11 protein-coding genes are annotated in these 15,645 nt (G+C 61.0%); 7 read left to right on the forward strand and 4 right to left on the reverse strand.

Annotated elements, in window-relative coordinates:
* The first annotated feature begins 142 nt into the window (after positions 1 to 142).
* The 5 genes from L4G42_RS16410 (at position 143) to L4G42_RS16430 (ending at position 7,648) form a co-directional block, all read left to right on the forward strand.
* On the forward strand, positions 143 to 3,652 hold the full coding sequence (locus L4G42_RS16410) for a response regulator (RefSeq protein ID WP_237253226.1): 3,510 nt from the start codon (positions 143 to 145) through the stop codon (positions 3,650 to 3,652).
* A 48-nt stretch (positions 3,653 to 3,700) separates the two neighbouring features.
* Positions 3,701 to 4,522 (forward strand): CheR family methyltransferase, encoded by an 822-nt coding sequence (locus tag L4G42_RS16415; protein WP_237253227.1) that lies wholly within the window; start codon positions 3,701 to 3,703, stop codon positions 4,520 to 4,522.
* A complete protein-coding gene (locus L4G42_RS16420) occupies positions 4,519 to 5,136 on the forward strand; it encodes a chemotaxis protein CheB (protein WP_237253228.1) in 618 nt (205 codons plus the stop codon). The genes L4G42_RS16415 and L4G42_RS16420 overlap by 4 nt, the downstream gene beginning before the upstream one ends.
* Positions 5,130 to 6,311 carry a hybrid sensor histidine kinase/response regulator gene (locus tag L4G42_RS16425; RefSeq protein ID WP_237253229.1) on the forward strand — a complete coding sequence of 394 codons (1,182 nt, stop codon included), beginning with the start codon at positions 5,130 to 5,132 and terminating at the stop codon, positions 6,309 to 6,311. Before L4G42_RS16420 ends, L4G42_RS16425 begins: the two co-directional genes overlap by 7 nt.
* Positions 6,312 to 7,270: 959 nt before the next feature.
* Positions 7,271 to 7,648: a response regulator gene (locus L4G42_RS16430; RefSeq protein ID WP_237254123.1), complete on the forward strand. Its 378-nt coding sequence runs from the start codon at positions 7,271 to 7,273 to the stop codon at positions 7,646 to 7,648.
* Positions 7,649 to 7,708: 60 nt separating this feature from the next.
* Here L4G42_RS16430 and L4G42_RS16435 read toward each other — a convergent pair whose 3' ends face one another.
* Positions 7,709 to 9,739 carry a response regulator gene (locus L4G42_RS16435; protein WP_237259516.1) on the reverse strand — a complete coding sequence of 677 codons (2,031 nt, stop codon included), beginning with the start codon at positions 9,737 to 9,739 and terminating at the stop codon, positions 7,709 to 7,711.
* A complete protein-coding gene (locus L4G42_RS16440) occupies positions 9,736 to 11,220 on the reverse strand; it encodes an ATPase domain-containing protein (protein WP_237254121.1) in 1,485 nt (494 codons plus the stop codon). The genes L4G42_RS16435 and L4G42_RS16440 overlap by 4 nt, the downstream gene beginning before the upstream one ends.
* 284 nt (positions 11,221 to 11,504) lie before the next feature.
* Between L4G42_RS16440 and L4G42_RS16445 the strand changes: the two genes are divergently transcribed.
* Together L4G42_RS16445 and nudC are read left to right on the forward strand one after the other, a co-directional pair.
* Positions 11,505 to 12,317 carry a crotonase/enoyl-CoA hydratase family protein gene (locus L4G42_RS16445; protein ID WP_237254120.1) on the forward strand — a complete coding sequence of 271 codons (813 nt, stop codon included), beginning with the start codon at positions 11,505 to 11,507 and terminating at the stop codon, positions 12,315 to 12,317.
* 90 nt (positions 12,318 to 12,407) lie between these two features.
* Complete coding sequence (gene nudC, locus L4G42_RS16450; RefSeq protein WP_237254119.1) at positions 12,408 to 13,274, forward strand: NAD(+) diphosphatase; 867 nt, start codon at positions 12,408 to 12,410, stop codon at positions 13,272 to 13,274.
* Here nudC and L4G42_RS16455 read toward each other — a convergent pair.
* Positions 13,236 to 14,009 (reverse strand): TSUP family transporter, encoded by a 774-nt coding sequence (locus tag L4G42_RS16455; protein ID WP_237254118.1) that lies wholly within the window; start codon positions 14,007 to 14,009, stop codon positions 13,236 to 13,238. The two genes, nudC and L4G42_RS16455, sit on opposite strands and share 39 nt — an antisense overlap.
* Positions 14,010 to 14,440: 431 nt before the next feature.
* Positions 14,441 to 15,580 carry a Gfo/Idh/MocA family protein gene (locus tag L4G42_RS16460; RefSeq protein WP_237254117.1) on the reverse strand — a complete coding sequence of 380 codons (1,140 nt, stop codon included), beginning with the start codon at positions 15,578 to 15,580 and terminating at the stop codon, positions 14,441 to 14,443.
* Positions 15,581 to 15,645 lie beyond the last annotated feature (65 nt).

The following is a 15,645-nucleotide window of genomic DNA, read 5'->3' on the forward strand; positions in this document are numbered from 1 at the left end:
GTATTCGTGACACCGTTGTGACAATTGGTCTGTGTTTGCTGTGTGTCCATCGTTGTGACCCCTGTATTTGTTGAACAGGTCGCAACTTACTGAAGTTTACGGCAAACTCCGTCGCTTAGACGAATCCGCCTGAGCCCTTGCGATGATTACCAACTCTGCAGTCGATGAGCAACGTTTCCGCAAACTGTTAAGCCGCAACGTCAGTTTGCCTTTGGCGGTCGGCGTGCTGAGTGCGGCCTTCTTCGTCATTCTGATTTCCTACCTGTTGTCAGCCATCCAGTGGGTCGAACACACCGACCGGGTGATCAACAATATCAATCGCTCGCTCAAGCTGTCGGTGGACATGGAAACCGGCATGCGCGGCTATTTGCTGACCGGCGACGAGCGTTTTCTCGACCCGTACGAAGTGGCCAAACCGGCCATCATCACCGAGCTTCAGGGGCTGGAGGAACTGGTTGCCGACAACCCGGAACAGGTCGATCGCTTCAAGCGACTGGCGGCACTGCAGTCGTCGTGGAATGAGTTCGCCCAGCAGATGATTACCCTGCGACGCACCGGCGGCGACTACCAGACGCCGATCAAGGACCGTCGCGGCAAGCGCCTGGCCGACGAGATGCGTGAGCAATACGAGCAGGCGGCCAACGTCGAGCATCAGCTGCGTCTGACACGCAACACCGACGTGACCCATACCACGGTGATGTCAGTCTCGCTGTACATCGCGTTCATTCTGATCGTCAGCGGCATTCTTGCCTGGGTCGGGCGGCGGGACATGACCACCTTGTCCGACACCTACGCCGCCAACCTCAAGGCGCAACAGCTGGACGCCGAGCGCTTGTCCCATGTCGCCTGGCTGCGCAACGGCCAGAGCGAACTGGCCGAGCAGGTCATCGGCCAGCTCACCCTCAATTTGCTCGGGCGCAATGTGTTGCATTTCTTCGCGCAATACCTGGGCGCGGTGGTGGCAGCGGTGTATGTGCGTCAGGAGCACGGCGGGCTAGTGCGAGTCGCTTCCTATGGCTTCTCCCGCGAGCAGGAGTTGCAAGAACAGTCGATCTACAGCGGTGAAGGCGTGGTCGGCAAAGCGGCCGAGCAGGATCAGATCATCACCCTGGATAACGTCCCTCAGGGCTACTTCAAAGTCACGTCCGGCCTGGGCGAAGGTTCGCCGCGCAGCGTCGTGGTGGTGCCGACCAGCAATGATGACCACGTCAACGGCGTGATCGAGCTGGGCTTCCTCCGCGAGCTGACCCCCCGTGACCTGGAGTTCCTTGAGCTGGTGGCCGAGAACGTCGGCACGTCCATCGAGGCCGCGCGCTATCGCCAGCGCTTGCAGGAAGTGCTCGCCGAAACCCAGCAGCTCAACGAAGAGCTTCAGGTGCAGCAGGAAGAACTGCGCACCGCCAACGAAGAGCTGGAAGAGCAGTCGCGGATCCTCAAGGAATCCCAGACGCACCTGGAAACCCAGCAGGCCGAGCTTGAGCAGACCAACGAGCAGCTGGCTGAGCAGGGCAAGGCGCTGGCTGATCAGCGTGATGCACTGGACCGCAATAACGAAGAATTGCACATCGCCCAGATTGAGCTTGAAGCCCGCGCCGACGAGCTGCAGCGCTCCAGCAAATACAAATCCGAATTCCTCGCCAACATGTCCCACGAGCTGCGCACGCCGCTGAACAGTTCGTTGATTCTGGCCAAGCTGCTGTCGGAAAACCCCCAGGACAACCTCACCGCTGAACAGGTCAAGTTCGCCGAGTCGATTTACTCGGCGGGCAACGATCTGCTTAACCTGATCAACGACATTCTGGATATTTCCAAAGTCGAGGCCGGCAAGCTGGACATGCGTCCGGAGAACAGCAGCGTCAGTCGTCTGGTGGACGGCCTGCGCATGACCTTCGAACCACTGGCGGCCGAGAAGAAGCTGGAATTCTCGGTGGAGATTCAATCCGGCACGCCGGTGTCGCTGTACACCGATCGCCAACGGCTGGAGCAGATCCTCAAGAACCTGCTGTCCAACGCTGTCAAGTTCACCGAAACCGGGACGGTCAGCCTGACCGTTTCACGGCAGCCCGGCGAAGGCGTGGCCTTCACCGTGCGCGACTCCGGCATCGGCATCGCTGAGGAGCAGCAGGAGAGTATTTTCGAAGCGTTCCGTCAGGCCGACGGCACCACCAATCGCCGCTACGGCGGCACCGGCCTGGGCCTGTCGATTTCCCGCGATCTGGCGCGCTTGCTCGGCGGCTCGATCAGCGTGACCAGCGCGCCGGGGCAGGGCAGTATTTTCACCCTGGTGGTGCCGGAAGAGTACGTTGAGCAGGAGCCTTCGCAGTACGCCGATGCGCCCGTGGTTGCCGTGCAGCCTGAGCCCGTTGCGGCTCGCATCATGCCGCCGGCGCCAGTCGCCGCCAAGGCTGCACCGGCCGCAGAGCCGATTCCGCGCTTTGCCGACGACCGCGAAAAAGCACCGTTCAGCAAGCGCTGCATTCTGGTCATCGAAGACGAAGTGCGCTTTGCTCACATCCTCTATGACCTGGCCCATGAGCTTGGCTACAACTGCCTGGTGGCCCACGCCGCCGACGAAGGCTTCGATCTGGCCTCCTCGTTCATACCGGACGCCGTCCTGCTGGACATGCGCCTGCCGGACCATTCCGGTCTGACCGTGCTGCAACGCCTGAAAGAGCTGCCGAGCACCCGGCACATTCCGGTGCATGTGATTTCCGTCGAAGACCGCCAGGAAGCCGCATTGCAAATGGGCGCCATCGGTTACGCCGTCAAACCGACCACCCGCGAAGAGCTCAAGGACGTCTTCGCCCGCCTCGAAGCCAAGCTGACGCAGAAGGTCAAACGCATCCTGCTGGTCGAAGACGATGCCTTGCAGCGTGACAGCATCGCGCGCCTGATCGGCGACGACGACATTGAAATCACCGCCGTCGGTTTCGCCCAGGACGCCCTTGAGCTGCTGCGCGACAACGCCTACGACTGCATGATCATTGACCTCAAGCTGCCGGACATGCTCGGCAACGAGTTGCTCAAGCGTATGTCCACTGATGAGATCTGCGCGTTCCCGCCGGTCATCGTCTATACCGGGCGCAACCTGACCCGGGACGAAGAAGCCGAACTGCTGCGGTACTCGCGGACCATCATCATCAAGGGTGCGCGTTCGCCGGAGCGCCTGCTCGACGAAGTCACGCTCTTTCTGCACAAGGTCGAGTCGCAGCTGTCGAACGAGCGCCAGAAGATGCTCAAGACCGCGCGCAGTCGCGACCGCGTGTTCGAAGGCCGCAAGATCCTGGTGGTCGACGACGACGTGCGCAACATCTTCGCCCTGACCAGCGCGCTTGAGCACAAGGGCGCGATCGTCGAAGTGGGGCGTAACGGACTGGAAGCGATCGAGAAGCTCAACACCGTCGATGACATCGATCTGGTGCTGATGGACGTGATGATGCCGGAAATGGACGGCTACGAAGCCACCATCGAGATCCGCAAGAATCCTCGCTGGCGCAAGCTGCCGATCATCGCCGTGACCGCCAAGGCGATGAAAGATGACCAGGATCGCTGCCTGCAGGCCGGTTCCAACGACTATCTGGCGAAGCCGATCGACCTCGACCGGCTGTTCTCGCTGATTCGCGTGTGGCTGCCGAAGATGGAACGTATCTGAATGAACCGGATCAATTGACCGCCTTTTGCCCGATCCAGAGTGTTGCCGATGCACCAAGAACGAGACGCCGATATCGAGTTACGCTTGCTTATTGAAGCGATCTACTTGAAATACAGCTACGATTTCCGCGATTACTCGGGTGCGTCGGTGAAACGACGGGTCGCCCACGCATTGCGTCAATTTGAACTGAAGACCATATCCGCATTGCAGGAGCGGGTGCTGCATGACCCGTCGGCGTTCATGCAGCTGCTCCAATTCCTGACGATCCCGGTCAGCGAGATGTTCCGCGACCCGACGCACTTCCTCGCCATTCGCGAAGAAGTCGTGCCGCTGCTCAAGACTTACCCGTCGGTGAAAATCTGGATTGCCGGGTGCAGCACCGGTGAAGAGGTCTACTCGATGGCCATCCTGCTGCGCGAGGAAGGCCTGCTCGAGCGCACGATCATCTACGCCACCGACATCAATCCCCGTTCCCTGGAAAAGGCCAAGCAAGGTATTTTCTCGATGGAAAACATGCGCGGCTACAACGAGAACTACCTGAAGGCTGGCGGCAAGCGATTGTTTTCGGAGTACTACACGGCCGCCTACGATTACGCGATTTTCGACAAGACCCTTCGCGAGAATGTCACCTTCGCCGATCACAGTCTGGCGACGGACAGCGTGTTCTCCGAGACTCAGTTGATCTCCTGCCGCAACGTGCTTATCTATTTCAACAAGAAACTGCAGGACCGCGCGTTCGGGCTGTTTCACGAGTCCCTGTGCCATCGCGGCTTTCTCGTACTCGGCAGCAAGGAAACCCTGGATTTTTCCGGGTACAAGAACCAGTTCGACCCTTTGGTCAAACTCGAGCGGATCTACCGCAAATCATGAGAACGTCATTTCCTGGCTCATCCCCGGACCAGCCCTCGTTGCCCGTGGTGGACGCGATAGTGGTCGGCGCGTCGGCCGGCGGCGTCGAAGCGTTACTGAAGATCTTCCGCACGCTGCCCAGGGGCTATCGCCTGCCCATCCTGGCGGTGCTGCATGTGCCGGATCAGCGTCGCAGTCAGTTGGCCGAGGTCTTTGCCGTGAACCTGGCGATACCGGTCAAGGAAGCGGACGATAAAGAGACCATCAAACCGGGCACGCTGTACTTCGCCGGGCCGGGGTATCACCTGTCGATCGAGAACGATCTGAGCCTGTCGCTGAGTCAGGAGGAGCGCGTGCATCACTCGCGCCCGAGCATCGACATCCTGTTCGAATCGGCTGCAGACGCCTATGGTGAACGGCTGGCAGGTGTATTGCTGACCGGTGCAAACAGCGATGGCGCGCGCGGCATTGCACGAATCAAGGAGTACGGTGGTCTCACCGTGGTCCAGGACCCGGCCCAGGCGCTCGCGCGGACCATGCCCGAAGCGGCACTTGCCCTTCATACGCCGGATTTTCTATTGCCTTTGCCCGACATTGGGTCCTTGCTTGTCGAGCTGGAACGAAATGCATGCTGAGTGAAATCAAAGCCAAACTGCTGATCGTGGATGATCTGCCGGAGAACCTGCTCGCGCTTGAAGCGTTGATCAAGCGTGAGGACCGTCAGGTGTTCAAGGCGTTGTCTGCGGACGAAGCACTGTCGTTGCTGCTCGAACACGAGTTTGCGATGGCGATTCTCGACGTGCAGATGCCGGGGATGAACGGCTTCGAACTTGCCGAGCTGATGCGCAGTACCGAGAAGACCAAGAACATTCCCATCGTGTTCGTCAGTGCCGCCGGGCGCGAGCTGAATTACGCGTTCAAGGGCTATGAAAGCGGTGCAGTGGATTTCCTGCATAAGCCCCTCGATATTCATGCAGTCAAGAGCAAGGTCAATGTCTTCGTCGACCTGTATCGCCAGCGCAAGGCCCTGAAGCAGCAGCTCGAAGAGCTCGAACGCAGCCGCGCGGAGCAGGAAGCTCTGATGCGCGAGTTGAAGTCGACGCAGAGCGAGCTGGAGCGTGCGATCCGCATGCGCGATGACTTCATGTCGATTGTCTCCCACGAGGTGCGCACGCCGCTCAACGGGCTGATTCTGGAAACCCAGCTGCGCAAGTTGCATTTGGCCAAGGACAATGCCTCGGCGTTCACCATGGAAAAACTTCGGGCCATGGTGGATCGCGATGAGCGGCAGATCCAGAGCCTGATCCGCCTCATCGAGGACATGCTTGACGTGTCGCGGATTCGCACCGGCAAGCTGTCGATCCGCACCGGCCCCTTTGATTTGTCGGAGCTGGTGGTCAACCTGGTGGAAAGTTATTCGGCGCAGATCGCTGCCGCCGGTAGCGTGGTGACCCTGCACGCCACCGCGCCGGTGATTGGCGTGTGGGATGAGTTTCGCATCGAGCAGGTGGTGGCGAATCTGTTGACCAACGCCTTGCGCTACGGCGCGCACAAGCCGATCGAGTTGCGGGTCTACAGCGAGGCCGGCGAGGCGCGGGTGGAGGTGCGCGATCACGGGATCGGGATCAGCGCGGAAAACCAGAAGCGTATTTTTCAACAGTTCGAGCGGGTCGCGGCCAGTCATGCAGTGGCGGGGCTTGGCTTGGGGCTGTTCATCTCCGATCAGATCGTCAGCGCTCATGGCGGGCGGATCAGTGTCGAGAGCGAGGAAGGCGAGGGGTCGATGTTCCGGGTATCGCTGCCGCTCTGATCAAGATCTCTAAGATCACGATCACAAGCGTCTGCCTGGGGGCAGACTGTTTCGCCTTCGGCGACTTACTTTTGAAAAGCACCAAAAGTAAGCAAAAGTGCCTGCTCCTGGTTGGGCCCTTCCTTCGTCAGGGTTCCTTCACTCCGGTCTCGCTCCGTGGGCCCGCCGCCATCCGCCATCCATGGCGGGGGGCGGCTCTCGCGGCATCCATGCCGCTCGGCCCACTCCGCGAGACCTGCGTTCAGCCTGCACCCAGGTCGCGTTTTGCGGTGACTGGACGTTCTGCGTATGAAGATCAAAAGCGCGTTTACGCATATCAAGAGCTTCCCGGCTAAAGCCGGTCCTACTGTCGAGGTCGCCGCCATCATCTCTGATCGTGCCCACGCTCCGCGTGGGTATGCATCCGTTGACGCTCTGCGTCACTTCACCAGGCCTGAATGCGCGGCTTCAGTGGGACGCGGAGCGTCCAGGGCTGCGTTACCACGCGGAGCGTGGGAACGATCAGCAAGCCGGTCCTACTGACACCGCGCGCACTTGTAGGACTGGCTTTAGCCGGGAAGCTCTTGATCTGCTCTTGATCCGCTTTTGATCTTCATACGCAAAAATCCCAGACGGCGACAATCGCGACTTGGGTGCAGGCTGAACGCAGACGACGCGGAGTGGGCCGAGCCGCATGGATGCGGCGAGAGCGCCGTCAGGACATGGATGTCCGTTCGGCGCGGGCCCACGGAGCGTCGTCGGAGTGAGGGTACTCCGACGGAGGAGGAGCCCAACCAGGAGCACAAGCCCTTGGTTACTTGGGGCTTTATCAAGTAACTCGCCGAAGGCGAAACCCGAGGCCGTTAGGCCGACCATTCCCCACACCAAAGGCCTTCAATCAAATAACTGAGCACTCTGCGCAACCTCCAGCGCGGGGCATGGTCGTAATGGCAGCTATCTATAAGATCAAAGGCGTTCAAATGAGCTCTGATGCAGAAAATGTCGTACTCATCGTCGAAGACGAGCCGCTCATTCTGATGCTGCTGTCCGATTATTTGTCGGGCGAAGGCTATCGGGTGTTGCAGGCGGAGAACGGGGAGCAGGCATTCGAAATCCTTGCCACCAAGCCCCACCTCGATTTGATGATCACCGATTACCGCCTGCCCGGCGGGGTGTCCGGCGTAATGATCGCCGAGCCCGCCGTCAAGCTGCGACCGGAACTCAAGGTCATCTTCATCAGTGGCTACCCGGCAGAGATCGTTGATTGCGGCAGTCCGATCACCCAAAAGGCCCCGATCCTGGCCAAGCCGTTCACCATGGAAACGCTGCACTCGCAGATTCAAACCCTGCTCAACTGATCCCTTCAGAAAACAACAAAGCCGGCAGTCGCCGGCTTTTGTGTCTGCACCTGTCTCGCGTCAGCCCTCGATCATCTCCCGCACCTTGGCCGTCAGTTGGTCAAACGCAAACGGCTTGGTGATCATCTGCATCCCTCCTTCCAGAAAGCCCGAGCGGGCGCTGGCGTTTTCCGCGTAGCCGGTGATGAACAGCACTTTCAGGTCCGTGCGCAATTGCCGACCAATGTCGGCCAGCTGGCGGCCATTCATGCCGGGCAGGCCAACGTCGCTGATCATCAGGTCAATGCGCTGGCTCGATTCCAGAATCGGAATCGCCCCGACCGCATCACCGGCTTCCACGTACGCATAACCCAGTTCGCTCAGCACCTGACTGACCAGCGCGCGCACCGCCGGATCGTCTTCGACCAGCAGAATGGTTTCGCCCTCACGGGCCTGAGCCGTGTCGTTGGGGAGGGCGGGATCCTCTTGCTGCGCCGCCCCGTGGTAACGCGGCAGGAACAGCTGCACGGTGGTGCCGTCGCCCACCTGGCTCTCGATCTCGACATGACCGTGGGATTGCTTGGTGAAGCCGTAGATCATCGACAAGCCGAGGCCGGTGCCCTGGCCGATCGGTTTGGTGGTGAAAAACGGATCGAAGGCCCGGCTGATGACGTTCTCCGGCATCCCGCAGCCCGTGTCGCGCACGCTGAGCACCACGTAGTCACCCGGCAGGAGATTTTCGTAGGCGTTGGTGAAGTCGCGGTCGAGGCGGCGGTTGAAGGTCTCGATCATCAGCATGCCGCCGTCGGGCATGGCGTCGCGGGCGTTGAGCACCAGATTGAGCAGGGCGCTTTCAAGCTGATTCGGATCGGCCTCGGCGGTCCACAGTTCCGGGTCCAGGCACATGTCGAGGCGGATGCTCTCGTTGACGCTGCGATTCAGCAGTTCGCCCATGGAGTTGACCAGGTCATTCATCAAGACCGGCTTGGGGTCCAGCGACTGGCGGCGCGAAAACGCCAGCAAACGGTGGGTCAGGGCGGCGGCGCGATTGGCCGAGGTCACGCCCAGGTCGATAAGACCATCGAGATCATCGGTGCGACCCCGTGCCAGACGACGCCTCAGCAGCTCGAGGCTGCCGATGATTCCGGTCAGCATGTTGTTGAAGTCGTGGGCGATGCCGCCGGTGAGCTGGCCCACCGCTTCCATTTTCTGCGACTGACGCAGCACTTCTTCGTTGTGGCGCAACTGCGAGGTGCGTTCCTCGACCTGCTGCTCCAGGGTTTCGTTGAACTGGCGCAGCTGCTGTTCGGCCAGCTTGCGCTCGGTGATGTCCGAGGTCACGCCGGACAGCAGGCTGACGCTGCCATTGCGCGCACGGATCGCCCGGGCCCTGATATCCACCCAATGGACCGAACCGTCCGGCCAGACGTTGCGAAACTCGATAATGAAATCGGCACCGCTGTCCAGGGTGTGCTGCAACACGGACTGCATGCGCGGCTGATCTTCGGGGTGCACCGAACTCAGCCACTCGTGGTAGAAGAGCGGGTTGCGCTCGTCCCGGCCGAAGTGCGCCTTGGTGATGGCCGAGCACTCCAGCACCAGAAATTCGGTGTCCAGCTGCCAGGAGCCCAACCGTCCGGCTTTCAGCGCATGTTGCAGGCGCTGCTCGCTTTCCAGCAGTTCTTCCAGCCGAGTGCGGGCTTCGTATTGTCGTCGACGCCCGCGCACGGCGGTGCTCACCAGGCTGATGAGCGTGGCAGGGTGAAACGGCCGCTCCAGAAACGTGACGTTGCCGAGCATCTTGCCCAGGTGCGCCGAGGGATTCTGTTTCGGGCCGCCATGGTGGGTCAGCAACACGATGGGGAAGTCCGACCAGGCCGGTTGATTGGCCAGCAGGCTGAGCAGGGGGTTGATGTCCGCGCTGCGCAATGCCTCATCAGCGATGATCGCAAGGCCCGCACCGGACATCAGCTCACTGCACAGCTGCACCAGGTCGTGGGTGATGATCGCCGGGTAGCCGGCTTCCTGCAGCATGGTCAACGCGATCTTGCTGTCCCGTCCGAGGGGGGCCAGGATAATGGCCCGTTCCGATAACTGTCCCGGAGTGCTCACGCGTCGGTGTCCCGCAACAGGGGATTTTTCTCTCCGTGGTACTGAGGGATGCCACGCAATACGCCCTGAAAGGCTTCCAGCGGTTCGCCGATAGTCATGCCGGACGCACTGATGCGGTATTCACGAATGGTTGACTCATGGGTGCCTGTGCGTTTTTTGATGACGGAAATGGCCCGACGGACCTGACCCAGTGCTTCGAAGTAACGCAGCAGAATCACCGAATCCGCGAGGTAGGTGATGTCCACCGGCGTCTGCATGTCGCCGACCAGACCGTGCTGGGCGACGGTCATGAACGTCGAGGCGCCATGACGATTGAGGTAGAGCAACAGTTCGTGCACGTGCAGGACCAGCGCGTTCTCTTCAGGCATCGCTGCCTGATAGCCGTTGAGGCTGTCGATCACCACGGTCTGGATGCCCAGTTCGTCCACACAGCGGCGAACGCGATGGGCAAATTCACCCGGGGACAATTCAGCGGCGTCGACTTGCTGGATCATCAGATTGCCGGTCGCTTCAAGCGCACGAAGATCAATGCCGAGTTTGCTCATACGCGTGTATAGCAGGCCGAGCTCTTCATCAAAGATAAACAGCGCCGCCTTCTCGCCACGCTCCACCGCTGCAGCGGCGAATGTCAGCGAAATCAGCGATTTACCGGTTCCCGCAGGCCCCAGAATCACAGTGCTGGACCCGCTGTCCAGCCCGCCCCCGAGCAGGGCATCAACCTCCTTGATGCCGCTGCTGAGCTGGCGGCTGACGTACCCGTCGCGGTGCTCGGCCGCCACCAGACGCGGGAACACCTGAATCCCGTCGTCCATGATGTTGAAGTCGTGATAGCCGCCGCGGTACTTCTGGCCTCGGTATTTCACCACCCGCAGGCGTCGGCGCTCGGCGCCATAGGTCGGCGTCAGGCCTTCGAGACGGATCACGCCGTGGGCAACGCTGTGCACGGTTTTATCCAGGGATTCGGTGGTGAGGTCGTCGAGCAGCACCACGGTGGTGTCGTAGCGCGCGAAATAATGCTTGATCGCCAGGATCTGCCGGCGATAACGCAATGAACTCTGCGCCAGCAGGCGGATTTCCGAGAGGCTGTCGATGATCACCCGCGAAGGTTTGACCTGCTCGACAATTTCGAAAATCTGCTTGGTCGCCTCGCCCAGTTCCAGGTCCGAGGAGTACAGCAAACTCTGCTGGTGGGCAGCGTTCAACAAATCTTCAGGGGGTGTCAGCTCGAACACCGAGATGTTCTCGTCCAGCTCCCAGCCGTGGGAGCGTGCACCGTCGCGCAATTCGCGTTCGGTTTCAGAAAGTGTGATGTAAAGACCCCGTTCGCCCGCCGCTGAGCCAGCCAGCAGGAACTGCAGCGCGACGGTGGTTTTGCCGGTGCCGGGCTCTCCTTCGAGGAGAAACACGTGACTGCGCGAAAGGCCACCCGCGAGGATGTCGTCCAGGCCCACGATACCGGTTGCCGCTTTTGATGTAGTCAAGAATCGCCCTCTTGCGACCTGAGAAAGGGGCGGGCGCCGAAACAGGTTCGACTGCCCAGGCAATCATGGTCGGGAAAATCCAATTCCATGCAGCCATCACTCTGGACCGTTACCCGCTGAGACCGTTCAGTTTATTGCTCGCCGACCGATGGCATTTGTGGGGGTTTTAGCGGCCTCACTGTCCGGCAAATGGCGCAACCGTGGCCTGCGAGCGCACAGACTGACTTGCTATGATCCGGCGTTAAGGAATAAACCTCGTCTGGCCCATACAAGGATCTAAAGCCGTGTCTGACTACAGTGCGTTCAAGGTCGAACTGGCCGACCACATTGCCCACGTGCAAATCAATCGTCCGGAAAAAATCAACGCGATGAACGCAGCGTTCTGGCAGGAGATCATCGAGATTTTCCGCTGGGTCGAGGACACCGACGACGTCCGCGTGGTGGTGCTCAGTGGTGCAGGCAAACACTTCTCTTCGGGCATCGATCTGACACTGCTCGCGTCGGTGGCCAGCGAGCTGGGCAAGGACGTGGGCCGCAACGCCCGCCTGCTGCGGCGCAAGATCCTGCAGATGCAGGAATCCTTCAGTGTCGTCGACCGTTGCAGCAAGCCGGTGCTCGCCGCCATTCAGGGCTATTGCATCGGCGGCGCCATCGATCTGATCAGTGCCTGTGACATGCGCTACGCGGCAGACGATGCGCTGTTTTCCATCCGCGAAATCGACATGGGCATGGCGGCGGACGTCGGCACCTTGCAACGCCTGCCGCGACTGATCGGCGACGGCATGATGCGCGAAATGGCCTACACCGGGCGCAACGTGGGTGCCGAAGAAGCGCTGCGCATTGGCCTGGTCAACCGCACGTTCGCCGACCTGCCGCAGCTGCTCGAAGGCGTGTTCGCCATCGCCCGGGACATCGCCGCCAAATCACCCATCGCCATCAGTGGCAGCAAGCGCATGATCGGCTACATGCGTGATCACAGCGTGGACGACGGCCTCGAATACGTTGCCACCTGGAACGCTGCCATGTTGCAATCAGCCGACCTGAAGCTGGCGATGATGGCTCACATGAGCAAACAGAAGCCGGTCTTCGACAATTGACTGACCTATTTGAATGCGTAACCGCCTGCCGCCTCTGAACCTCTTTATCGAGCTGCAGACGGGCAGGTCGGTGATCAGAGGAGTTGATGCATGACGCGCCCGAAGCGTTGGACCACCGCCGTGCTTGATGTTCAGGCACCCGGTGGTTGGGCTGTGGTTCAGAGTAACCAGGGCTTTTTGAAGGACAGCAACGGCGTGCTGTTCCCCCGCGAATGGCTGAAGCGGCAGGACTTGCCCCTGATGCACGAGCACGGCATTGGCCATTTTGACGGCGAGCCGGTGTACGTGCAGACGCTTCGAGATTCGCCCGAGCTAAATTTGGCTTTGGATTTGGAGGGTACGCAGTGGCAGACCCTGCGCCAGTTCATGCTCGCCGACGACGCCGATGTCTTCCAGATGCTCGGCTACGCGGCGCAGATCAGCACCTGGGCCCGTGAACACCGTTTTTGTGGCAGTTGCGGCCAACCGGCCCAGCAGGTACCGGGCGAGCGGGCGATGTATTGCCCGCACTGCGATCTGCGCGCTTATCCGCGGATCTCGCCCAGCATGATCGTGCTGATCACCCGCGGCGATGAAGTGCTGCTGGCGCGCTCGCCGCGTTTTGTGTCCGGGGTCTACAGCACGCTGGCCGGGTTCGCCGAGCCGGGTGAGTCGGCCGAGGACTGTGTACGGCGCGAGGTGATGGAAGAGGTCCAGGTGACGGTCAAGAACATCCAGTACAAGGGCAGCCAGTGCTGGCCGTTCCCGCACTCGATGATGCTCGGCTTCCACGCTGAATACGACAGTGGCGAAATCGTGCCCCAGGCAGACGAAATCGAAGACGCCCAGTGGTTCAGCATCCATGACCTGCCGCCGTTGCCGGCCAGTCGCTCGATCGCGCGCCACCTGATCGATCTGTATCTGGCCCAGCGCTCAGGTTCAGTTGAACCAGTGCTGCCAGGCCAGGCGGACGGTTAAGCCCAGCACCACGGTGATGAAGACAGGGCGGATGAACTTGGCGCCGCCCTTGATCGCGGTTCTGGCGCCCATGAATGCGCCGGCCATCACCGCCAGGCCCATCGTCAACCCGATCACCCAGTCCACCGAGCCGTTGATGGCGAAAATCATCAGCGCGGCGGCGTTGCTGACGAAGTTCATGCTGCGGGCGACGCCGCTGGCTTTCACCAGATCGACCGGGTAGATCAGCAACGTGCTGACCGTCCAGAACGCCCCGGTACCGGGTCCGGCCACGCCGTCGTAGAAGCCCAGCCCCAGGCCTTGGGGCAACTGCCATTTGGTTTTGATCGGCGCGTTGCTGTCCAGCGGCGCCTTGGGCGTCCCGCCGAACAGCAGGTACAGCCCGCAGCCGAACACGATCACCGGGAGCATCTGATTCAGCAGTTCAGCCGGCAGATAATGCGCGACCACCGCACCGATCAACGCGCCCACTGCCGTCCCGATCAGCGCGCGTTTCCACTGCGCCGGGTGAAACAGCTTGCGGCGATAAAAGGTGTAGCTGGCGGTGGCCGAGCCGAAGGTCGAGCTGAGCTTGTTGGTGCCCAGCACCAGATGCGGCGGCAGGCCGGCCGTGAGCAGGGCAGGCGTGGTCAACAGACCGCCGCCGCCTGCGATGGCGTCGATGAAACCGGCGGCAAAGGCTACGACGGCCAGCACCAGCAGGGTGATGGGTTCAACGGTGAGTTCGAACGGCATGGGAAGGCGCTTATCGGGCAGATGGGCAGAATGGCTGCCCGGAAGCGCAGCATTCTACCTGCAAGGCGCGCCGGGTTGCAGGGCAAACGGCGAATTGTCTTTCATCTCAGCGCTGCCGATCAGCTTGAACGCCTGCGTTCTGCGGCCGAATATCGATCTTGTTTGCGCCTCAGGTCAAGTGTAGGAGCGCGCTTGCCCGCGAAGGCGTCAGTACGGACGCCACAGATGCGTCGCATGCACCGGCCCCTTCGCGGGCAAGCGCGCTCCTGCAAGGGTTAGCGGCGGACGATGACATTTTTTTCTGTGCGAAATCTGCAGGAGCTTCCCGGCTAAAGCCGGCCCCACTAACCGCACGCGGTCAGCCAGTAGGACCGGCTTCAGCCGGGAAGAGGCCGTATTGAACACCCTCGATTACCGGTCTGACACCCGACTCAAATATCCGAAACACTCACCCAACGCAGCTCTTTCGCCGCAATGCGAATCGCTGTCGCCAGGCGCTCGACCTCCATCGCTTCGGCAAAGTCCGTCCCGTTCGAACCCTGTCCACCCAGCGCCTGAATCAATTCGTGCACTTCCAGGGTCTTCAGCTCGTTGTATCCCAATTGATGCCCCGGCGCCGGGCAGAAAGACGCATACCCAGGCTGCGCAGGCCCCGCCAGAATCCGCTGAAACCCGTCGCGTCCCGTCGCGCCGGGCCGGTACAGCCGCAGTTCGTTCAAGCGTTCCTGATCAAACGACAACGTGCCTTCGGTGCCACCGATCTCGAAGCTCAAGTGATTCTTGTAGCCATGCTTGAGCCAACTGCTGCCGAACGTACCCCGCGCGCCGTTGGCAAATCGCAGCAGCGCGTAGGTCTGGTCATCGATGCTGATCGGTCGTTGCTCTCCACTGCCGCGGGTGTCCGGGCGCTGCGGGTGCACCGTTTGCGAGTCCGCGCACACCGCGTCGATATCGCCGAGCAGGTACCGCGCCATCGCCAGCAAATGGCTGCCGAGGTCGGCCAGCGCGCCACCGGCATGAGCCTCCTCACAGCGCCAGGACCACGGCGACAGCCCATCGGCCATGAAGTCCTCGCTGAACTCCCCCTGAAAACTGACGATCCGACCCAGCTCGCCGCTTTCAATCATCTGCTTCGCGAGTCCGATGATTGGGTTGTGCTGGTAGTTGTAGCCCACCCTTGTCACGACGCCGGCCTTGCGCGCCGCCGCCTGCATCTCCCTCGCCTGCGCCAGACTCACCGCCAGTGGCTTCTCGCAATACACCGCTTTGCCCGCTTCAAAGGCCGCCATGGCCATGGGGAAATGCAACAGGTTGGGCGTGGTGATCGCCACCAGATTGACCGCCGGATCGCTGATCAACTGCTGCCAGTCGCCATGACTGCGATCGAACCCCCAACTGGCTGCGCACTGTTCGGCGCGCGCAGCGTCCGCATCGGCGAGGGCGACGAGCTTGAGGTTGAAGGGAAGATCGAACGTGGTACGTGCGTTGTGAAACGCCAGGGCATGAGCCCGACCCATGAAGCCCGTGCCGATCAGGCCGACGCCCAGTTCTGGAAGAGAATTCCCGCGCATGACAGCGTGTCCTTTGAGACGTGTTGTTGTGCGGAAAATGTAGGTGGTTGGGGGTTCCCGATGGA

The organism is Pseudomonas petrae, from assembly GCF_021728295.1.
GTDB lineage: Bacteria > Pseudomonadota > Gammaproteobacteria > Pseudomonadales > Pseudomonadaceae > Aquipseudomonas > Aquipseudomonas petrae.

Coding starts and splice junctions, on each gene's coding strand:
- L4G42_RS16420 (WP_237253228.1), top strand. CDS start 4,519: ATGAGAACGTCATTTCCTGGCTCATCCCCGGACCAGCCCTCGTTGCCC.
- nudC (WP_237254119.1), top strand. CDS start 12,408: ATGACGCGCCCGAAGCGTTGGACCACCGCCGTGCTTGATGTTCAGGCA.
- L4G42_RS16415 (WP_237253227.1), top strand. CDS start 3,701: ATGCACCAAGAACGAGACGCCGATATCGAGTTACGCTTGCTTATTGAA.
- L4G42_RS16455 (WP_237254118.1), bottom strand. CDS start 14,009: ATGCCGTTCGAACTCACCGTTGAACCCATCACCCTGCTGGTGCTGGCC.
- L4G42_RS16425 (WP_237253229.1), top strand. CDS start 5,130: ATGCTGAGTGAAATCAAAGCCAAACTGCTGATCGTGGATGATCTGCCG.
- L4G42_RS16410 (WP_237253226.1), top strand. CDS start 143: ATGATTACCAACTCTGCAGTCGATGAGCAACGTTTCCGCAAACTGTTA.
- L4G42_RS16430 (WP_237254123.1), top strand. CDS start 7,271: ATGAGCTCTGATGCAGAAAATGTCGTACTCATCGTCGAAGACGAGCCG.
- L4G42_RS16460 (WP_237254117.1), bottom strand. CDS start 15,580: ATGCGCGGGAATTCTCTTCCAGAACTGGGCGTCGGCCTGATCGGCACG.